This is a genomic window from Hyphobacterium sp. CCMP332 (assembly GCF_014323565.1).
Classification (GTDB): domain Bacteria; phylum Pseudomonadota; class Alphaproteobacteria; order Caulobacterales; family Maricaulaceae; genus Hyphobacterium.
Genome location: NZ_CP058669.1, coordinates 2,240,861 through 2,261,009, shown reverse-complemented (window position 1 = coordinate 2,261,009; position 20,149 = coordinate 2,240,861). Strand labels below are relative to the sequence as shown.

General features: G+C 61.5%; 15 protein-coding genes. 13 read left to right on the top strand and 2 right to left on the bottom strand.

Features of this window, described 5'->3' with window-relative positions; genetic code table 11:
• The first annotated feature begins 57 nt into the window (after positions 1-57).
• From HXX25_RS11350 to HXX25_RS11330, 5 genes are all read left to right on the top strand, one after another.
• Entirely contained in the window at positions 58-723 is a 666-nt protein-coding gene (locus tag HXX25_RS11350) for a BON domain-containing protein (RefSeq protein WP_187166021.1), read from the top strand.
• 12 nt (positions 724-735) lie between these two features.
• Positions 736-1,683: a glutathione synthase gene (gene gshB, locus HXX25_RS11345; RefSeq protein ID WP_187166020.1), complete on the top strand. Its 948-nt coding sequence runs from the start codon at positions 736-738 to the stop codon at positions 1,681-1,683.
• Between the two features lie 139 nt (positions 1,684-1,822).
• The gene (locus tag HXX25_RS11340) at positions 1,823-3,358 is read left to right on the top strand and encodes a YifB family Mg chelatase-like AAA ATPase (RefSeq protein WP_187166019.1); all 1,536 of its coding nucleotides are present in this window, start codon (positions 1,823-1,825) and stop codon (positions 3,356-3,358) included.
• A gap of 45 nt (positions 3,359-3,403) precedes the next feature.
• A complete protein-coding gene (locus tag HXX25_RS11335; protein WP_187166018.1) occupies positions 3,404-5,239 on the top strand; it encodes a hybrid sensor histidine kinase/response regulator in 1,836 nt (611 codons plus the stop codon).
• Between the two features lie 15 nt (positions 5,240-5,254).
• Complete coding sequence (locus HXX25_RS11330; RefSeq protein WP_187166017.1) at positions 5,255-6,595, top strand: MFS transporter; 1,341 nt, start codon at positions 5,255-5,257, stop codon at positions 6,593-6,595.
• Here HXX25_RS11330 and HXX25_RS11325 read toward each other — a convergent pair whose 3' ends face one another.
• Positions 6,596-8,875, bottom strand: coding sequence for an NADP-dependent malic enzyme (locus HXX25_RS11325; RefSeq protein ID WP_187166016.1), 2,280 nt, complete (start codon positions 8,873-8,875; stop codon positions 6,596-6,598).
• 119 nt (positions 8,876-8,994) lie between these two features.
• On the opposite strand from HXX25_RS11325, the gene mutS reads away from it, so the two are divergent.
• The 5 genes from mutS to HXX25_RS11300 are packed head-to-tail and all read left to right on the top strand — an operon-like array spanning position 8,995 to position 17,740.
• Positions 8,995-11,673: a DNA mismatch repair protein MutS gene (gene mutS, locus HXX25_RS11320; protein WP_187166015.1), complete on the top strand. Its 2,679-nt coding sequence runs from the start codon at positions 8,995-8,997 to the stop codon at positions 11,671-11,673.
• Positions 11,674-11,705: 32 nt separating this feature from the next.
• Positions 11,706-14,519, top strand: coding sequence for a [protein-PII] uridylyltransferase (locus tag HXX25_RS11315; RefSeq protein ID WP_187166014.1), 2,814 nt, complete (start codon positions 11,706-11,708; stop codon positions 14,517-14,519).
• A 2-nt stretch (positions 14,520-14,521) separates the two neighbouring features.
• The gene (murJ, locus tag HXX25_RS11310) at positions 14,522-16,084 is read left to right on the top strand and encodes a murein biosynthesis integral membrane protein MurJ (RefSeq protein ID WP_187166013.1); all 1,563 of its coding nucleotides are present in this window, start codon (positions 14,522-14,524) and stop codon (positions 16,082-16,084) included.
• Positions 16,085-16,123: 39 nt separating this feature from the next.
• A complete protein-coding gene (trpS, locus tag HXX25_RS11305) occupies positions 16,124-17,152 on the top strand; it encodes a tryptophan--tRNA ligase (RefSeq protein ID WP_187166012.1) in 1,029 nt (342 codons plus the stop codon).
• 60 nt (positions 17,153-17,212) lie between these two features.
• Entirely contained in the window at positions 17,213-17,740 is a 528-nt protein-coding gene (locus tag HXX25_RS11300; RefSeq protein ID WP_187166011.1) for a copper chaperone PCu(A)C, read from the top strand.
• Here HXX25_RS11300 and HXX25_RS11295 read toward each other — a convergent pair.
• Positions 17,737-18,288 (bottom strand): hypothetical protein, encoded by a 552-nt coding sequence (locus HXX25_RS11295; protein WP_187166010.1) that lies wholly within the window; start codon positions 18,286-18,288, stop codon positions 17,737-17,739. The two genes, HXX25_RS11300 and HXX25_RS11295, sit on opposite strands and share 4 nt — an antisense overlap.
• 53 nt (positions 18,289-18,341) lie before the next feature.
• Between HXX25_RS11295 and HXX25_RS11290 the strand changes: the two genes are divergently transcribed.
• The 3 genes from HXX25_RS11290 to HXX25_RS11280 all read left to right on the top strand — a co-directional run bounded on the left by HXX25_RS11290 (position 18,342) and on the right by HXX25_RS11280 (position 20,135).
• The gene (locus HXX25_RS11290; RefSeq protein WP_187166009.1) at positions 18,342-18,818 is read left to right on the top strand and encodes a universal stress protein; all 477 of its coding nucleotides are present in this window, start codon (positions 18,342-18,344) and stop codon (positions 18,816-18,818) included.
• A 64-nt stretch (positions 18,819-18,882) separates the two neighbouring features.
• Positions 18,883-19,434, top strand: coding sequence for a NifU family protein (locus HXX25_RS14440; protein ID WP_187166008.1), 552 nt, complete (start codon positions 18,883-18,885; stop codon positions 19,432-19,434).
• Positions 19,435-19,517: 83 nt separating this feature from the next.
• Entirely contained in the window at positions 19,518-20,135 is a 618-nt protein-coding gene (locus HXX25_RS11280) for a malonic semialdehyde reductase (RefSeq protein ID WP_187166007.1), read from the top strand.
• Positions 20,136-20,149: the final 14 nt, after the last annotated feature.

Sequence of the window (20,149 nt, the reverse complement as noted above, 5' to 3'; positions counted from 1 at the left end):
AGAATCATTTGCGCAGATAGACTTCCAGCCGGGCTGTCATTTCTGGAGTGTTGCCGCATGAAATTCCGCCTTATTCCCCTGATTTTCGCACTGACCCTTTCGGCCTGTGCGGCGATCCAGCCTGAGAGGTCGATCGGCCGCGGCATTGATGACACGAATGCATCACTTTCGATCAAGGCCGCCATGACCCGCGCCGAGGGCTATGCGCTTGATGGTGTGGATGTGGAGGTCACGGACGGGATCGCGCTTCTCACCGGCACCGCGCCCCGCGAAGAAGACCGGCGTCAGGCCGAATGTCTTGCCTGGTCGGCTCTGGCTGTACGGGCCGTCGAGAATGAAGTGACGGTCGCGAGCGCCTCGACGCTGCGTGATGGGGCGCGTGACAGCTGGATCACCCAGCAAGTGCGCAGCCGCCTTTTGCGGGACCGTTCGGTACGCAGCGTGAATTACAATGTGGAAGCTGAAAATGGCCGCGTCTTTCTTCTGGGTGTGGCGCGCACGCGCGGCGAACTGGAGCGGGCCGCGCAACATGCCTCGCTCGTGGATGGTGTGACGGAAGTGGTCACCTTCGTCCGGGTTGTGGGCGAGGAAGCGACGCCGGTCGCCCGAGGCGCGCGTCAGGCTGCCGCTTGCAGCGGAGAAGCGATTCCGGCAAATGAGTCCCTGCCGTCGCTGGAGCCACCGCAGGATGTGCGGTCAACGACCTTTACGCCCATTGACTAGACAGGACACAGAATGAGCCTTCGCATTGCGGTTCAGATGGACCCGGTTTCCGGCGTCGACATCAATGGCGACACCAGTTTTGCACTGATGGAAGCGGCTCAGGAGCGGGGCCACAAACTGTGGACCTATCAGCCGCAACACCTGTCCTGGGAGGCCGGGAAAGTCACGGCGCGCGCCCGCCCGGCAACGGTTCAGCGCGTTACCGGCCAGCCGGCGATCGAGGGAGATCGCGAGACGCTGGATCTGGCCGAGGATGTGGATGTTGTCCTGATGCGGCAGGATCCGCCGTTCGATATGTCCTACATCACGGCCTGCCATATTCTGGAATATCTGAAAGGCAGAACGCTGGTTCTGAATGATCCGGAATGGGTCCGGTCCAGCCCGGAAAAAATCATTCCGCTGGATTTCCCCGACCTCATCCCACCGACGCTGATTTCGCGCGACCTGTCGGCGATCAGGGACTTCCGGACGACGCACAAGGACATCATCCTCAAGCCGCTTTACGGCAATGGCGGGGCTGGCGTGTTCCGGGTGAAGCCCGATGACAGCAATTTCTCGTCCATTGTCGAAATGTTTTTCGGCATCAATCGCGAGCCGATCATTGCGCAGGCGTTCTTGCCGAATGTGTCGGCGGGAGACCGGCGCGTCATCCTGATCGATGGCGAGGCTGTCGGGGTCATCAACCGCGTCCCGCAGCCCGGCGAAACGCGATCGAACATGCATGTCGGCGGCAAGGCTGAAGCCGCTGAACTGAACGCAGCTGACCGGTATATCTGCAAGGTGATCGGACCCGTGCTCAAGGCGCGTGGTCTGGTTCTGGTCGGCATTGACGTCATTGGCGACCGCCTGACCGAGATCAATGTCACGTCGCCAACCGGTGTGCAGGAGTTGAAGCGCTTTTCCGGTGTGGATGCGGCGGCGCTCTTCTGGGAGGCCGTTGACCGCCGGCTGAAGGCCTGATCATCCCGCAACCTTGACTCGCAGCTGTCTTTCGTTCTTATTATGTTCCTGTTTTGATCGACCATGTTCCGCAGGCTGTGGAAAAGTGTCGATATCATAAAGGCTTGCTCTCGCGGGCGGGCCGTACAGGGGACAGATAATGGCGGCCAAAACCACGACGATCGCGTTTGAAGGCGCGGAAGCGAAGCGCGTTGATGTTCAGGCCCAGTTCGCGGGCGGGCAACCTGTCTTTGCGGTTGTCGGTCTTGCCGACAAGGCGGTGGCCGAAAGCCGCGAACGGGTCCGTGCTGCCTTTGCCGCGATCGGGCTGTCCCTGCCGCCCGGCCGGGTGATCGTCAATCTGGCACCGGCAGACCGCCCCAAGGAGGGCGCGCACTTCGATCTGCCGATTGCGCTTTGCCTGATGGCGGCCATGGATGTCATTCCCCCGGATGCCGCCGCCGACCATCTGGCCATGGGCGAGTTGGGGCTGGACGGCTCGATCAATATGACGCCGGGGGCCCTGCCCGCCGCGATGGCCGCCAGCCGGTTCGATCTCGGTTTCATCTGTCCGGAATCCTGTGGTCCCGAAGCGGCCTGGGCCGGGGGTGAGCTCTCCATTCTGGCGCCCGCGTCCCTCATTCAGCTGGTCAATCATTTCAAGGGCCGTCAAATGCTCTCGCGTCCGGTACCGGGCGATCTCATCGACGCCCGGCCGGATATTGATCTCAAGGATGTCAAGGGGCAGGAGAGCGCCAAGCGGGCGCTGGAAATCGCGGCGGCAGGCGGCCACAATCTCCTGATGGTGGGCCCTCCGGGATCCGGCAAATCCATGATGGCGGCACGTCTTCCCGGCCTGTTGCCGCCCCTGTCGGCCCCTGAATTGCTGGATGTGTCGATGATCCAGTCTGTCGCCGGCCTTCTGGAACGCGGACGTTTGACCCGCTCGCGGCCTTTTCGCGCACCGCATCATTCCGCCTCCATGGCGGCCATGGTCGGCGGCGGCCAGAAGGCCAAGCCGGGAGAGGCGTCGCTGGCCCATCATGGCGTCCTCTTTCTTGACGAGCTTCCGGAGTTTCACCCGCAAGTTCTCGACAGTTTGCGCCAACCGCTGGAGACCGGTGAAATCGTTGTCGCGCGGGCCAATGCGCACATTACCTATCCGGCCCATTTCCAGCTGATTGCGGCGATGAATCCCTGCCGCTGTGGCTGGGCCGGTGCCAATGGCGAGGCCTGCAAGCGCGGGCCGAGATGCGCGGCCGATTATCAGGCGCGGGTGTCCGGCCCGATGATGGACCGGATCGATCTTCATGTTGAAGCGCCACCCGTGACACCGGCAGATCTGGCCTTGCCGCCCCCGACTGAGGGGACCGAAGAGGCCGCAGCCCGGGTGGCGCGGGCACGGGAGGCCCAGACCGAACGCGGCCGCCTTAATGCCCGATTGAATGCGGAGCTTCTGGATCATGTTGCAGAACCGGATCGCGGCGGTCAGCAATTGATCAATCAGGCGGCTGAAGTCATGGGCCTCACGGCGCGGGGCTATCATCGCGTCCTTCGATCGGCCCGGACCATTGCCGACCTTGATGGTTCGGATGGCGTGCGCCGGGTTCATATTGCCGAAGCGCTCTCGCTCCGGCGAGCCGCTCCCGGTGCCGGGGCGCTGTCGGCGAACCGCAACCGGGTTTCCGCCGGCTAGCACAGAAGCGGTTCTTTAACCGGTTCAGGGTTAGGCTCGTTTACCATGACTACGAACCCGATTAGCCCGGCCACAGATGCCGCGGAAGCCGCCCTGATTGCGCTGGATGCAACGGGGGAAATGGCCCTTTTGCGCGCGGCCGATGGCCGTGTGCGTTTCGTCAACCACGCCTTCCTGTCGGCATTTGGAGGGAAACGGTCTGACTGGACCGGGCGATGGTTTGCGGTGGCACCGGCGGGGCCGACAGGCCGCGGGTCGCGTCGGTTCGAGGCACTGATGCGCACCCGGTCGGGAAATCGCTGGGTCGAATGGGACGAACGCCCGGTTGAAAGCGGTGGTTCGATCTCGATCGGCCGGGACGTCACCGATCAACGCGATGCCGACGCCGAGCGTCAGGAAGCCGAAGATGCCCGCACCCGCTTTTTTGCATCGGTGACCCATGAATTGCGAACGCCGCTTGCAGGCGTCAAAGGCGTGGCAGACCTCCTGGCGCTGACGGCGCTGGAACCGGATCAGCGCGAATATGTCCGAGCCGTGGCCGACAGCGCCATGCACGGGCTGGGGCTGATCGATGAAATTCTGGACCTGTCACGGTTGGAGGCGGGGCATCTCGACCTTCGGCCCGCGCCTGTTCGCCCGGCAGACCTTGTCCGGCATGCGGTCGAATTGCTCGCCCCACGCGCGGCCGAGAAAGGCCTCGCGCTGGCCTGTGTCGTCCGCGAATCAGCTCCCGAAGAGGTGCTGGCCGATACGGCCCGTTTGCGGCAAATCCTGTTCAATCTTCTGGGCAATGCCGTCAAGTTTACCTCCGAAGGCGGGGCCTGGGTCGAGCTGTCCGGGGATCATGACAGTGAGGATCGTGCCCGGTTGATCATCACCGTGCGCGACACCGGTCCGGGAATTGATCCGGCGGACCAGGCGAAGATCTTTGATCATTTCGAACGCGGCACGGGCTCGGCCCAACTGAAGGAAAGCGGCGCCGGGCTCGGCCTGGCCATGGTGAAAAAGCTGGTCGAGGCCATGAATGGCGAGATCGGGCTCGAAAGCGCGCCGGGCGAAGGCGCGTCCTTTTGGGCCGCGCTGCCCGTGCCGATCCGCAAGGGCGTGCGCACGGATCGTCCGCTGGCGGGCGAAAGCGTGATGATCGCCTCGCCATCGCGCGTGACCCGCAATGCCCTGTCGGCTCAAATACTGGCGCTGGGGGGTGAGGCCCGGACGCTGTCCAATCCTGACCGGATATCCTCGGCCCGCGGACTGACGCTCTTGCTGGACTCGAAATGGTCCGACCGCGCGCAGGAAAGCGGCGCAAGGCGGACGCTGATTCTCACCGATGCCGCATCAAAAGACACGATACGGGACAATCCACCCCAAGGCGCGGATGGCTGGCTCGTCACACCAGTGCGCCGTCAGAGCCTCGAACGATTTGTCGGCGGCGACATGCCCGGCCAGGCGGGGGATAATAACCGACTGGAAGGCGAAGGCTGGCCGCTGGCGGGTCTGCGTGTTCTGATCGCCGAGGATGACCCGGTGAATGGTCTGATCGCTGAACGGGTGCTGACCCGCCTCGGCGCTCACCCGGAGCGCGCCATGAACGGGCGGGAGGCGCTGGAGCGTCTCAAGGCCGGCGGGCTGGATGTTGCCCTCATCGATCTGCGCATGCCGGAAATGGATGGGCCGGGTGTTGCCAGATCGGCGCGAGAAGCCGGGATCAATATTCCGCTTATAGCCCTGACGGCCAATACATCGGAAGCCGACCGCCGCGCCTGTCTGGAGGCCGGCATGAATGCCTTCCTGACCAAACCGGTCGATCCGGAAACCCTGACCGGCACAGTGTTGAGCTTGTCGAAAGCCCAAAACCGTTTCAGGGTCGTTTCCGGATAAGCTGGAGATCACCGCATGACGGATACGAGTTTGCCTGGCGGCCCTCAGCGTAGCTGGGCAGAAACCGTTCGTGTCTATTTCACGCCGGTGATGCTTTCCATGCTGATCCTAGGATTTGCGTCGGGCCTTCCGCTTTACATGGTCTTCCAGAAATTATCGTTCTGGCTTCGCGATGCCGGCATTGAACGCTCGACCATCGGCTTTTTCTACTGGGTGACACTATCGTATACATTCAAATTCCTCTGGTCGCCGATCGTTGACCGGGTCAAAATACCCCTGCTCCACAAAATGCTGGGCCCGCGACGGTCCTGGATTGTAACGGCCATCACCGGAACGGTTATCGGCCTCATCATCATTTCCCAGACAGATCCAACACAGGGGCTTCTGCCTGTCGCTATCGGCGCCATCCTGTTATCTTATTCGGGAGCCACGCTGGACGTCGCAATTGACGCTTGGCGAATTGAATCCGCGCCTAACCGCATGCAGGCGAATATGGCGGCGGCCTATTCGCTGGGTTACCGGGTCGCTTATATGACATCAGGGCTGGGACTGGCCATTTCGGCCTGGGCGGATTGGGATATTTCCTTTCTCGCGATGGCGGCCGCCATGGCGCTCTCTGCCGTTCTGGTATTCTACATGAAGGAACCCGCGACCGGTATTGCAAAACGGGAGCTTGAAGGCGGTTTTGCCACGAAGGTCGTGATGTCGGTCTGGGAGCCATTCAAGCAGATATTCTCACGCCTCAAACTCTGGATAATCCCGGTCATCCTGCTGGTCATGATTTACCGCTTGTCAGACTTCACCATGGGCGTCATGGCGAGCCCACTCTATTCGGACATCGGTTTTGATCGCGCAATTGTCGGTGGCGTGCAGGGCGGACCGGGACTGGCCTCGACGATATTCGGACTGTTTATCGGCGGTGTGGCGGTCTTCAGGTTCGGCCTTATGCGTGCGCTTGTCATCGGCCTCGTTATCACCTTCATCACGAACGGCGCTTATGCGTGGCTTGCCGCCACAGCCGGTCCGGAAGATGTCTGGAAGCTTACGGTGGCCATCGTCGGCGACAATCTGGCGGGTGGCTTTGTGACAACAGCCTTTATCGCCTATCTTTCGAGCCTTGTGGACCCGGCGAATGCCGCAACCCAATATGCGCTACTCAGCTCTTTCTACGCCTTTGTAGCCAAATTTCTGTCCGGGTTTTCGGGGCTTCTGGCGGATGCGGTCGGCTATTTCAATTTCTTCCTCATCACCGCAGCGTGGACGATCCCCGCAGCATTGTTGCTCTGGTTCATCCTCATGTTCGGTACGGAAGATGCGAAGGGCAAGCACACTTTCGCCGAACGCGAAACGATCTGATCATTCCGCCGCCTCGGCCTCTGCCGAGAGGTCATAGGCGGCCAGCGCCGCCAGCGTTGTGATCTCGGTCACCGGTGCGCCCAGCCGGGCGATCTGGACCGGGCGTTCAAATCCCAGAAGCATCGGCCCGAGCACTGTCGCCCCGGCACCAGCCCCCATCAGGCGTGTGGCGATGGAGGCGGAGTGAATGGCGGGCATTACGAGCACATTGGCGGCACGCGTCAGGCGCGAGAAAGGATAGAGCAGGCGGTGGGCGGGGTCGAGCGCGACATCGGCAGCGAGCTCGCCTTCATATTCAAAATCCACACCGCGCTCGTCCAGTATGCGCACCGCTGCCTGAAGCTTTTCGGAGCGTTGACCCGCCGGGTTTCCGAATGTCGAATAGGAGAGAAAGGCGACGCGGGGCTCGAAGCCAAAACGTCTGGCCGCCGCTGCGGCTTCGCAGGCGATGTCCGCCAGAGCGGCGGAATCGGGAAATTCGGTGACATTGGTATCGGCGATGAAGAAGGTCTGGTTCTTGGCCAGAACGATGGACATGCCGATGACGCGCTCACCCTCGGCCGGGTCGAGCACACGCGCGACATCATTCAATGCCGCATCGTAATTGCGCGTCACGCCGGTGACCATGCCGTCAGCATCGCCCAGCTTTACCATGCAGGCGGAGAAGACATTGCGGTCGTTGTTGACGAGGCGCTGCACATCCCGTTTCAGATAGCCTTCGCGCTGGAGCCGCGAATAGAGGAAGGCTGAATAGTCGGAATTACGTTCCGACAGGCGGGCATTGACGATGGTCAGCGCATCTTCCGGCACGCCGACCAGCCGCATATTGGCGCGGGTCTGTTCTTCGCGCCCGACCAGAATGGCTTCGCCCAATTCCTGCATCTGGAAGGCATAGGCGGCGCGGATCACCGACGGCTCCTCGCCTTCGGCAAAAACGATACGTTTTCCCTTGCCGGCGACCGCGCCCTGAATGCGCTGCAGCAGCGCGGCGGTCGGGTCCAGACGCCGGGCGAGTGATTTCTTGTAAACGGCCATGTCTTCAATCGGCCGCCGGGCTACGCCGGAATCCATGGCCGCCTGAGCAACATAAGGCGGAATGTAGGAGATCAGGCGCGGATCAAAGGGCGATGGAATGATGTAGTCCCTGCCAAAGCTGGGGCGGTGTCCGTGATAGGCAGCGGCCACTTCATCGGGCACGTCTTCCTTGGCCAGATTGGCGAGGGCAGTGGCGCAGGCAATCTTCATTTCCTCATTGATGGTCCGTGCCCGGACATCGAGCGCCCCCCGGAATATGTAGGGAAAGCCGAGCACATTATTGACCTGGTTGGGGTAATCCGAGCGGCCCGTGGCCATGATGGCATCCTTGCGGATCTTGCGGACGATCTCCGGGCGGATTTCCGGCTCCGGATTGGCCATGGCGAAAATGATGGGGTTTTTCGCCATCGACATGACCATGTCTTCGTCAATCGCGCCGGCGACGGACAATCCCAGAAAGCAATCTGCCCCCTTGAGGGCTTCAGCGAGCGTTCGCGCTTTGGTTGGCGCGGCATGGGCGGCCTTCCACTGATTCATGCCGTCTTCACGGCCCTGATAGATCGGGCCGCGGGAGTCGCAGAGAATGCAATGTTTGGCATTCACACCCATGGCCTTCAGGAGTTCCAGAACGGCAATGCCGGCTGCTCCGGCGCCATTGACGACGACTTTCAGCTTCGAGATATCGCGCTTGGTGATTTCGCAGGCATTGATGATGCCGGCGGCGGCGATAATCGCCGTACCGTGCTGATCATCGTGAAAGACCGGAATGTCGAGGCGTTCGCGGAGCTTTTGTTCGATGATGAAGCAGTCCGGGCCCTTGATGTCTTCCAGATTGATGCCGCCGAAGGTTTCTCCGAAACGGGCTACACATTCCACAAAGAGATCGGGATCCTCCTCGTCGACCTCGATATCCATGCCGTCGATATCGGCGAAGCGTTTGAACAGGACCGCCTTGCCTTCCATCACCGGTTTGGATGCCATGGGCCCGAGATTGCCGAGGCCCAGAATCGCGGTGCCATTGGATACGATGGCGACCAGATTGCCCTTGGACGTGTATTCGTAAACCAGGTCCGGATCTGCGGCGATGGCCTTGACCGGCGCGGCCACGCCCGGCGAATAGGCCAAAGACAGATCGCGCTGGGTGGCCATCGGCTTGGTCGGCTGCAGCGCCAGCTTCCCCTTGGTCGGCTGGCTATGGAATCGCAGCGCATCTTCATCATCCACGGGGCTGGTGCGGTCTGACATATCTCGGTTCCTGAACGGGTCGCGGGAAGGTTTGATTCGAACCTAACGCCGCCCGCGTCTGACGCAAGCGTCATGGCCGCTTGCAGAGCTCACGAATCCCGGCCAATTTCGCACGCTCCATGACTGATCCGACGCTCTCCGACCGCCAGTTTCCCAGCACCGATGGCGCAACGCCAATGATGGCGCAATTCCTCACCCTGCGGGAGGAAACGCCGAAGGATGCCCTGCTGTTTTACAGGATGGGCGATTTCTACGAATTGTTCTTCGACGATGCCCGGCGCGCCGCCGAAGCGCTCGATATCGCCCTGACGCAACGCGGGCAGCATCAGGGCGAACCGATTCCGATGTGCGGCGTACCCGCGGCCACTGCCGAGGCCTATCTGGCCCGGTTGATCCGGGCGGGTTTCAAGGTTGCGGTCGGTGAACAGCTAGAGGACCCGGCCTCTGCCAAGGCGCGCGGGGCCAAGACGGTTGAGCGCGGCCTTGCGCGGATTGTGACGCCCGGCACATTGACAGAAGACTCCTTACTGGAGGCGCGCGCCTCCAACCGGATTGCGGCCTATGCCCAATCGGCCTCCGGCGGAATGGCCATTGCCTGGGCAGAGGTCTCGACAGGCGAATTTGCCGTCAGCGCGGTGGAGGAAGCACAGGTCGCGGCAGAGCTCGGTGCGCTCAACCCGGCCGAATTACTGGTCGCGGAAGAGATGTTCATTTCCGCCAGTGACTGGATCGGTCAGGGCCGGGTAACGCCGCTGGCGCGCGCCAAATTCGATGCCAAGTCCGCCGCACGCTGCCTGAAAGAGCGGTTTACCGTCGATTCCCTGGATGCGTTCGGTGATTTTTCTTCAGCCGAAACCGCGGCGCTGGGCGCGTTGCTGGATTATCTGGAGCTGGCGCAGGCGGGCGCGCCCGCCAAGCTCTCCTCGCCGCGCCAGATCCGCAGTGGCGGTGCCTTGCTGATTGATCCCGCGACCCGCGCCAGCCTTGAAATCGACCGGACGCTTGCGGGTCAACGCAAGGGGTCGCTGCTGGATGCCATTGATGAAACCGTTACCGCGCCCGGTGCGCGGCTGTTGTCGTCGCGGCTCAGCCGGCCCTCGACCGATGCGGCAGAAATCAATGCGCGGCTGGAGTTGCTGGCCCACTTTCTGGAATCGCCGAAGTCAGCGGCGATTCGCGAACGTCTGAAGGCCGCAGGAGATCCGGAGCGGGCTTTGTCGCGTCTTGTCCTGTCGCGTGGCGGCCCGCGCGATCTCGCCGCGCTCCGGCGCACGCTGGGCGAAGCGCAAAACCTGTCAGCCATTCTGGCGCCGGGACCGGGTCTCGATCTTCCGGAACGCCTCACGGTTTTGGCCGATGCCCTGAACATCCAGGGATTCGAGGGTTTGCGGGCGCTGGTCGCGGATCTGGAAGCTGCGTTAATTGCAGAGCCCGGACTCTATGCCCGGGATGGTGGCTTTATCGCCGAGGGCTGGATCGCCGCACTGGATGAAGCCCGAGCGCTGCGGGACGATTCCCGAAAGCTGATCGCTGGTCTTCAAAAAACCTACTGCGAGACAACCGGCGTCACCAATCTGAAGGTCAAGCACAACAATGTTCTGGGCTATTTTGTAGAGGTCAGCGCGAAGAATGCCGACCCTCTCATGGCGCATGACGATTTTATCCACCGGCAGACAATGGCGAATGCGGTTCGCTTTACCACGACCGAACTGGCCGAGCTGGAATCAAGAATCGCCGGGGCGGCAGGCCGTGCGCTTGCGCTGGAGCTGGAAGCCTATTCCGGGTTTCGAGAGCGCGTAGAGGAAAATGCCGAAACGATCCGGGCGGTTGCCCGGGCGCTGGCGGAAATTGACGTTGCAACGGCCAATGCCGAGCTGGCCCGGCGCGCCAACTGGACGCATCCTGCGCTAACCGATGATCCTGTGTTCGAGATCGAAAGTGGCCGTCATCCGGTTGTGGAGGCTGCGCTCAAACGGGACGGCGAAGCCGGATTTACACCGAATGACTGCCGCATGGCGGGTAGCGGGAAAGCTGGCGCGCGGTTGTTGTTGGTGACCGGACCAAACATGGCCGGTAAATCGACTTATCTGCGTCAGAACGCCTTGATGATCATCCTCGCGCAGGCCGGGCTTTATGTCCCGGCGACAAAAGCGCGGATCGGCATTGCTGACCGGCTGTTTTCTCGTGTCGGGGCGGCGGATGACCTGGCACGTGGCCGTTCGACCTTCATGAACGAAATGGTGGAAACCGCGGCGATTCTCAATCAGGCGACACCGCGCAGCTTCGTCATCCTCGACGAGGTCGGCCGGGGGACGTCGACCTTTGACGGCCTGTCGATTGCCTGGGCAGCCGCCGAGCACCTGCACGAAGTCAATACGTGCCGGGCGCTCTTTGCCACGCATTATCACGAGATGACACGGCTGGCAGATGAATTGTCGGCGGCCGGCAATCTCAGCCTCAAGGCGCGTGAATGGAAAGGCGAACTGGTGTTTCTGCATCAGGTGGCCGAAGGGCCGGCTGATCGATCCTACGGAATTGAGGTTGCCCGTCGTGCGGGATTGCCAAGGGCGGCCATTGCCCGGGCCACCACGATTCTCGAGCGGTTGGAAAGCGAAGACGCGCCGGCAGCGGCCCTGGCCGAGCTGCCTCTCTTTTCCTCAATGCCGGTTTCTGTTCCTGCCCGGCCCTCGCAAGTAACAGAGAGGATGAAGCGCATTGACCCTGACCAGCTCAGCCCGCGAGAGGCGCTGGACTGCCTCTATGAGCTCAAACGCCTGTCTGACGAAGACAGTGAGTGACGCTTTCTGCGAGGCGCGCTAGAACACAGACAATGCTTGTTTCCGCTCTTCCGGCATCCCTTGATGGATTGAAACTTCGTGCCGAACTGGCGGCGGCGTTGAGCGACAAGGGCTGGCAGGACGTCACGGCCCGTCTGGCGGCGATTGCCCGGATCAAGGCGGCGATCGAATCAGGCCGTGAGGCCGCGTTCAGGAAGCTGGATGGTGCCGGCGGCGGGCTGGAGGCGGCGCGTTTTCTGTCCGGCGTCATGAATGCCGTTCTCGTGGCGGCATTTGATTCGCTGGCCGCCGATGCGGGCAAGGTGGCCGAGGGTATCTCGCTGCTGGCTATTGGCGGCTATGGGGCAGGCGAGCTCGCGCCCAGCTCTGACATCGATATCCTGTTCATCAAACCGGAACGCGCCAGCAAGGCTCAAAAGGAGTTTCTGGAGCGCGTCATCTATGTGTTGTGGGATTCCGGGCTGGATATTGGTGGCGGGGCTGTACGGACTGTCCGCGAGACGCTGAAGATCGCAAATGCGAATATTGGTGAGCGGACGTCGCTCTTGTCGCTCCGGCATCTGGCCGGGGATCCGGCACCGACAGAAGCCTTGCGTCAGGCCTTGTGGGACGAGGCTCAGTCAAGCGGCCCGGCCTTTGTCGAGGCCAAGCTGGCAGAACGCGACAGCCGGATCGCGAAAGCGGGCCGCTCAAGATACACGGTCGAGCCCAATCTGAAGGAATCCAAGGGCGGGCTGCGCGATCTTCAACTGATGCGCTGGCTGGCGCAGTTTCTCTATGGCGCAGATGCGTTCGAGCGCTGGGTATCTTCCGGTTTGCTGACCATAAACGATGTCGAGAAATATTTGCGGGCATCGGACTTCTTCTGGACCATCCGCTTTCATATCCACGCTATTGTCGGGGGGAAGGATGATCGCCTGACCTTCGATATCCAGCCGGAAATCGCGGCCCGAATGGGATTTGATGATGCCGAGGCCGAAAGCGCCGTGGAGCGCTTCATGCGCCGATATTTTCTGACGGCGATGGATGTGGGTAGTTTGACACGCCTTGTTTGCGCCAAGCTGGAAGCAGACCACCGCAAGTCGCGGCCGCGGGGGCTGGCGCGATTCCTTCCCGAGAATGACGGGCTGGATGAACCGGTGGATGATGCCTTCGCGCTTGTCGATGGCCGTCTTGATTTTGTCGATCCTGGAATGATCGAGAAAGACCCGGTCTTGCTGTTGCGCCTGTTCTGGGCGGCATCGGCAATGGGAGCCGATCTGCACCCGGATGCGATTGCCGTTGTGGGCCGAAATATCCGTCATATTGACGACGATTTCCGCTCCGACCCGCGGGCCGTGCGGGTATTCTTTTCGATATTGCTGGATTCGGCTGCGCCTCAACTGGTCTTGCGGCTCATGACCGAAGCCGGATTGCTGGGGAAATTCCTGCCGGAATTTGGCAGTATCGTCGCTCGTACCCAGTTCAACATGTATCACCGCTACACCGTGGATGAGCATACATTGCAACTGATCGGATTGTTGCGCGAGATCGAAACCGGTGACCATCCGCTGGATCACCCGGTCGCGACCCGGATTGTGCACGACATCAAGAACCGCCGGGCGCTTCATCTGGCGGCGCTATTGCACGACACCGGCAAGGGCAAGGGCGATCAGTGCGTGGAAGGTGCGCTTCAAGCGCGTGCCGCATGCACACGGCTGGGATTGCCCAAAGCCGAGGTGGAGCTCGTGGCCTGGCTGGTGCGTGCCCATTTGCTGATGAGCGATACCGCGCAGAGGCGCGATATCGGCGATCCGCGGACGGTGATCGAGTTTGCGCGGGAAGTCGGCACGCTGGAGCGGCTCAACCTTCTGACCCTGTTGACGGTCATTGATATCCGATCAGTCGGGCCCGGCATATGGAATGGCTGGAAGGGCCAGCTCCTCCGCGATCTTTACGCGGCAACCCGAACCGTGCTGGAGGGGGATACCTCCAGCGACGGCGAGGCTGAAATCCGCTCGCTCCTGCGGGGCCAGGCTGATGAAGCGCGGGCCGCCTTCCGCGAAAAGCTGAAACGGGTCGACGACCATTTTGCCCAGGGCTGGATCGCGGATCTGGATGATTCCTACTGGCTGTCCTTTTCCGAGGCGGACCGATTGCGGCATGCCGCTTTCGTTCGCGCGGCCCGCGGGCGCGGCGATCTCGTCGCTGCGGCAGCGCGGGTCGACAAGCGGCGGGCCGCGACCGAGGTCATGTTGATTGCTCCGGACCGGGACCGGCTGTTTGCCGATATTGTTGCCGTTCTGGCCAATCTGGGTGCGAGCGTTGTCGGGGCCCAGGTCTCGACGACGGCATCGGGTGAGGCTTTTGATGTCTTTTATGTTCAGGACGCGGCCGGGCAGCCTTATGGCTTTGACCGGGAACGGGCGCGGGATGCTCTGGCAGAACGTGTGAGACGGGCCGCGTCAGGCTCCAAAACACGCGTAACGGCCCGGCCTTCCCAGCCCCTGACCCGGCGAGCGGCCGCCTTCACCGTCATTCCGTCGGTCTCGATCGACCAGACGGCCGCCGAGACGGCCACGCTGATCGAGGCGTCAGGACGGGACCGCCCTGGGCTTCTGGCCGACTTGTCGGAGGCTCTGGCGGATTCGGGGCTGGCGCTACAATCGGCCCGAATTGATGGCTATGGCGAACGCGCCACGGATGTCTTTTACGTTCTGAAAGACGGCAAAAAGCTAACCGATGAGCGGCTCATTGCAGACGTGAAAGCGGCTTTGTTAACCGTCCTGACTGAAGAAGAGGCCCGTATAGAAGAAAAAGCCCGAACCCGCGGTCTCGCTCGCGCCCGGGCCAGTTCCGGACGCTGATCATGCGCCTCCTTCGCTCGACCTTCGTAATTGGCGGCTTTACGGCCGTCAGCCGGGTCCTCGGCTTCTTGCGGGAAATGCTGTTGGCGGCGGCTCTGGGTGCCGGCCCCGTCGCAGAAGCGTTTGTGGTCGCGTTCCGCTTCCCGAATCTGTTCCGGCGTTTCTTTGCCGAAGGGGCCTTCAACTCCGCCTTTATCCCGCTCTATTCCCGGACGCTGGAGGGTGAGGGCGAAGACGAGGCCCGGCAATTTGCCCGCGACACGCTGTCTGTCATGATTGTCGTGCTTTCGGCGCTGACCGTCGGCGCGCAAATCTTCATGGACCCGATCATCCGCGTGATCGCGCCGGGCTTTGTCGACGAGCCGGGCCTGTTTGGCATGACCGTGCTGTTTACCCAGATCACCATGCCCTATCTGTTGCTTGTCTCTCTGACGGCCATGATGGGCGGCACGCTGAACGCGCATGACCGGTTTGCGGTATCTGCTGCGGCACCGATTGCGTTGAATATCGTCATGATCGGCGTGCTTCTGGCGGCCCCACCCGACCCGGAGACAACCGGGTTGTGGATTACCATCGCCGTGCCGGTCTCCGGCGTGGTTCAGGCCGGCCTGCTCTTCTGGGGCTGTCGACGGTCCGGGATCACTTTCTCAATACGGTTGCCGAAACTGACACCCAAGGTGCGCCGCCTGATTGCTCTCGGCGTACCGGGGGCGATTGCGGGGGGTGTGACCCAGATCAATATTGTCATCAGCCAGCTGATCGCCACACTGCAGGATGGCGCTGTGGCGCTGCTCTATTACGCGGATCGTCTTTACCAGTTGCCGCTGGGTGTTATCGGCATTGCCATGGGCGTCGCGCTATTGCCCAGCCTGTCCAGGCGGTTGCGTGCCGGAGACGAGCAAGGTGCCCTCGAGACCACAAACCGGGCGATCGAAATCTCGATGGCGCTGACCCTGCCTGCGACGGCGGCCCTGATCGCCATGCCCGGATTGCTGGTGGAGGGCCTGTTCCAGCGGGGGGCCTTTACGCCCGAGAATGCGGAATCCACACGTCTGGCGGTTCAGGCGTTTGCGGTTGGCCTGCCAGCCTTTGTCCTGATCAAGGTGTTCTCGCCCGGCTTCTTTGCGCGGGAAGACACGGCGACCCCCATGAAATTCGCGGCGGTTTCAATGTTTCTGAATATCGTCATTGGCGCGGCCGCGTTTTTCTGGATCCGGGAGTTTGCGCCGGATCGCGGCCATGTTGGCCTGGCGGCCGCGACGTCACTGGCGGGCTGGGTCAATGCCGGCCTGCTGGCGTTTTTCCTCGGCCGCCGGAACGGATTCCGGCCGGACCGCCGTCTGTATACAGCGATACCGCGGCTGCTTCTGGCCGCGCTGATTGCCGGAGGCGTCATGCTGGGCCTTGAAATATACAAGGCCGATCTTGCCGGCCTTGCTCTGGGCTCCCGGCTGATGGGGGCGGTTGTCGCATCGGGCGTTGGGATGCTGGTTTATCTGCTGGTCAGCCTGATCACAGGCGGGTTGCGGATTTCGGAGTTGCGTGCCGCCTTTGCCCGCGGCTAAACCCCCTGTGTCCACATCGACACCAGCCGGGTTCAAGCCATGACCGACGTTCAAACCTATTCCGGACCGCAGCGCATTCTTTCGGGGATGCAGCCCACAGGCGGCCTTCATCTGGGTAATTATCTCGGCGCGCTGGTGAACTGGGTCAAGCTGCAGGAGAGCGGCGCGGAGTGTTTTTACTGCGTGGTGGATCTGCACGCCATCACCATGCCGCACGACGCCGCCGAGTTGCCGGACAAGGTGCGCGGCGCCGCTGCTGCCTATATCGCGTCCGGCGTTGATCCGGAAAAATCGGCTGTCTTCGCTCAGTCGGCTGTCACCGCTCATGCCGAGCTGGCCTGGGTGTTCCAATGCGTGGCCCGTCTGGGATGGCTGGAGCGCATGACCCAGTTCAAGGACAAGGCCGGCAAGGACAAGGAGCGTGCCAGCGTGGGCCTGTTTACCTATCCGGTGCTGCAAGCGGCCGATATTCTGGTCTACAAGGCGACCCATGTTCCGGTCGGCGAAGACCAGAAACAACATCTGGAATTGTCGCGAGATATCGCAGCGCGCTTCATGCGCGACTATGATTGTGAAGGCTTTTTCCCTCTGCCCGATCCTTACATCCAGGGCGCGGGAACGCGGATCATGTCGCTCAAGGACGGGACGAAGAAGATGTCCAAGTCCGATCCATCGGACCTGTCGCGTATCAATCTGTCCGATGATGCCGATACGATTGCGCGCAAGATCAAGAAAGCGAAGACCGACCCTGAACCCCTGCCGGGGTCGCTCGAAGAGATGGGTGACCGTCCCGAAGCGCTCAATCTGGTGGGCATTTATGCCGCGCTGGAAGGGTCAACGGCGGAAAAGGTCATTTCCGAATTCGGCGGTCAGGGGTTTGGCGTTTTCAAACCGAAACTGGCGGAGCTGGCGGTTGAACGCCTGTCGTCTGTGGCCAATGAATATGCCCGGCTGATTTCCGACCCGGCTGAAATGGATCGTATCCTGACCAGAGGGGCTGAGCGGGCTCGCGCCGTGGCCGATCCGGTGATCAGGGAGGTCAAGGCGAAGGTGGGCTTCTGGGGTTAATTCGCCGCATGGCCAGTGGACGGCCCGGGCGCTAGCAAGGCCGAAACAGGAGATTTAGCCATGCGTTTCATTTTCGCCCTGATCCCCGCCCTTGTGCTGGCCGCTTGCGGCAATCCTGAAGCGGAGACGTCCAGTGAGATGGATCACGCTGCCCCGGGGGATACGGGCGCTCAGGAACAGGGGCCGGTTTCCGAACAGGCGACGGCCATTGATATCCGCGCCAGCTGGATGCGCCCTCACCCGTCAGGGCGCGATGTGACAGCGGCTTATATTGTGCTCGATTTGTCGGAGGGGTCGGAGGACTTGCTGCAATCGGTCGAGATTGACGGCGCTGAACGGGTCGAGCTTCACGGTCACTTCATGACCTCCGAAGGCGTCATGCAGATGCGGGAAATCGGTCCTCAGCGCGTGTCGGATGAGGGGCCGTTAGTGTTCACACCCGGCGGCCGCCACTTGATGGTGTTCGGTCTGGCTCCGGTCGTGGAGGGCGATACCGTCAATGGCACATTGAACCTGCAGAATGCCGGTGCGGTTCCCGTGACCTTTGAGGTCCGGTCCATGCCACCGGGACAGGTCAGCGAATACTAGCCGGTGCCGGCATAGAGCGCGGGATCATAGGGTTTGGGCGCGCGCGGCCGGAACATCCAGGCCAGATAGAGGCCGATGATGAGACCCGGAACGCCGCCAAATCCGATCAGATTGTCGTTCCACAAAAGATAAAGCGCAAATCCGCCCCCCAGAAGGGCCATCAATATGCCCAGCCCGCACATGACAAAGCCGAACCAGAGCGGCTGACCCTCGATGAAACGGATGGAGGCGGCGTGCGGTAACACGGCCCGGTGCAGGGCGGTGTTGAATTCAAGGAAGCGATCCGCGCGATTTTCCCAGAGGCCGACCGATTTCCAACTGCGGGATCCGAACACAATCTGCGTCCCGTCGTTTGCGGTGATGCGGCAAACGACCTGGCTGTCCCGCCCCGCCATCTCGACCCCCAGCCGCACTTCTGCGATCTCGTTGATTGCAATGGCGCGTTTCAGCTTTCCGTCCATGGATACGGAAATGCGACCGGATTCCAGTGTGATAAACTGCTCCGGAGACGTTGCGTTGCGGCGATCAGAATAGGTGGGTTCCGTCATGAAGCGCATTCCTATCTGGACGAACGGTGCGTGTCAGGCCAATTCTATGCAGTATGAGTGAACATCGCCGAAAATTTCTGGTCGTGGCAGATCAGAGCGAGGAGTGCCGCACGGCCCTCTATTTCGCAGCCAAGCGGGCGCAAGCCACGGAATGTGGCCTGACTCTGCTGGCGGTGATCGAGCCTTCGAATTTTGATCACTGGATCGGCGTGTCCGAAACCATGCGCCGTGAGGCCGAGGAGGAAGCGACCGAGTTGCTCGATACGCTGGCCGAGGACGCCGAGGCGGTGATGGGCGAGCGGCCCGAACTGATTCTTCGCGAAGACGAGCTGCGAAAAGCCATGGCCGATCTCATCGAGGAGGATGCGAGAATCTCCATCCTTGTCCTCGGCGCTGCCGAGGCCGGGGAAGGGCCCGGCCCTCTGGTGACCGCCCTGGCACGCGGCCGCGGTTTGACGGGCGCGAGGCCCATTCCGGTGACCGTCGTGCCCGGAGGGCTATCGCGTGACGCCATAGATGACCTCACATGATGAAGGGTTGCGGCGCAGACGATTAAGCGCCATGTGAGGTCTGATTGAAACCACGGGCGAGCCCATGTTTATCCAGACCGAAGATACACCCAACCCCAATACGATGAAATTCCTGCCCGGGCGCGAGATCGCGCCGGAGAGTCCGCGCGAATTTGCAACGCCTGAAGAGGCGGAGGCATCCTTGCTGGCGCGGGAGCTGTTCGCCGTGGATGGCGTGACCGGTGTGTTCTGCGGCGCGGATTATATATCGGTTTCGAAAGACGAAACCCTAGATTGGCCCCATATCAAGCCGGCCATTCTGGGCACGATCATGGACGTATTACAGTCCGGCGCCGCGCTGTTCGAGGCTGACGGCGGTGAGGCCGATTACGAACCCGACAGCGGTCCGGCAAAGGAAATCAAGGAGATTATTGATACACGTGTCCGCCCGGCCGTGGCGCGCGATGGGGGTGATATCATCTTCAAGGGGTTTGACGAGCAGACCGGTATTGTCGCTCTGGTGATGCGCGGTGCCTGTGCGGGCTGTCCGTCGTCAACGATGACGCTGAAGTCCGGAATCGAGAATCTGCTGAAGCATTACGTCCCCGAAGTCCGCGAAGTCGTCGCGGTTGGATAATCACTTTTTCCGGAATGGCGGTTAAAAGCGATCAAGGTCGGCACTATCTCCCTGTTCGTCACTAATAACGCACAGGTGCCCTCATGCTCGACCCGAATATTTCAGATTATGACGCGCTTTCTGACGCCGCGCTGGATCAGCTCTTCCGCGAAGCGCGTACTCATTACGCCTGGACGGACAAAGCCATTCCGGACGAGACGCTGCACGCGCTCTATGATCTGGTGAAAATGGGCCCGACGAGTATGAACAACTCTCCGGCGCGCTTTGTTTTTCTCACCTCTGATGCCGCCAAGGCCCGGCTGAAGCCGCATTTGATGGAGGGCAATGTCGAGAAAACCATGACCGCGCCGGTCACCGTCATTGTCGCCTGGGACAAGACGTTTTACGAAAAAATGCCGCAGCTTTTCCCGCATTCGGACGGGGCCCGCGACATGATGAAAAATACCGCGGAATCCAATGGTTATCGCAATGGCACACTGCAAGGCGCGTATCTGATTCTTGCGGCACGCGCTCTGGGCCTGGATGTCGGGCCAATGTCCGGCTTCTCGATCGAGGGCGTCGACAAGGCGTTTTTCGCCGGCGACAAGACTCGGGAAAACTGGACTGCCAATTTTCTCGTCAATCTCGGTTATGGCTCGGGGGAAAAAATCTTTGCCCGCCTGCCGCGACTTTCATTCGACGAGGCCGCCGCAATCCTCTAAACGCCGCAACATGA

What these genes read in the sequence shown, in the direction of transcription:
- HXX25_RS11350 (WP_187166021.1), top strand. Translation starts at nt 58, where the DNA reads ATGAAATTCCGCCTTATTCCCCTGATTTTCGCACTGACCCTTTCGGCC.
- gshB (WP_187166020.1), top strand. Translation starts at nt 736, where the DNA reads ATGAGCCTTCGCATTGCGGTTCAGATGGACCCGGTTTCCGGCGTCGAC.
- HXX25_RS11340 (WP_187166019.1), top strand. Translation starts at nt 1,823, where the DNA reads ATGGCGGCCAAAACCACGACGATCGCGTTTGAAGGCGCGGAAGCGAAG.
- HXX25_RS11335 (WP_187166018.1), top strand. Translation starts at nt 3,404, where the DNA reads ATGACTACGAACCCGATTAGCCCGGCCACAGATGCCGCGGAAGCCGCC.
- HXX25_RS11330 (WP_187166017.1), top strand. Translation starts at nt 5,255, where the DNA reads ATGACGGATACGAGTTTGCCTGGCGGCCCTCAGCGTAGCTGGGCAGAA.
- HXX25_RS11325 (WP_187166016.1), bottom strand. Translation starts at nt 8,875, where the DNA reads ATGTCAGACCGCACCAGCCCCGTGGATGATGAAGATGCGCTGCGATTC.
- mutS (WP_187166015.1), top strand. Translation starts at nt 8,995, where the DNA reads ATGACTGATCCGACGCTCTCCGACCGCCAGTTTCCCAGCACCGATGGC.
- HXX25_RS11315 (WP_187166014.1), top strand. Translation starts at nt 11,706, where the DNA reads ATGCTTGTTTCCGCTCTTCCGGCATCCCTTGATGGATTGAAACTTCGT.
- murJ (WP_187166013.1), top strand. Translation starts at nt 14,522, where the DNA reads ATGCGCCTCCTTCGCTCGACCTTCGTAATTGGCGGCTTTACGGCCGTC.
- trpS (WP_187166012.1), top strand. Translation starts at nt 16,124, where the DNA reads ATGACCGACGTTCAAACCTATTCCGGACCGCAGCGCATTCTTTCGGGG.
- HXX25_RS11300 (WP_187166011.1), top strand. Translation starts at nt 17,213, where the DNA reads ATGCGTTTCATTTTCGCCCTGATCCCCGCCCTTGTGCTGGCCGCTTGC.
- HXX25_RS11295 (WP_187166010.1), bottom strand. Translation starts at nt 18,288, where the DNA reads ATGACGGAACCCACCTATTCTGATCGCCGCAACGCAACGTCTCCGGAG.
- HXX25_RS11290 (WP_187166009.1), top strand. Translation starts at nt 18,342, where the DNA reads ATGAGTGAACATCGCCGAAAATTTCTGGTCGTGGCAGATCAGAGCGAG.
- HXX25_RS14440 (WP_187166008.1), top strand. Translation starts at nt 18,883, where the DNA reads ATGTTTATCCAGACCGAAGATACACCCAACCCCAATACGATGAAATTC.
- HXX25_RS11280 (WP_187166007.1), top strand. Translation starts at nt 19,518, where the DNA reads ATGCTCGACCCGAATATTTCAGATTATGACGCGCTTTCTGACGCCGCG.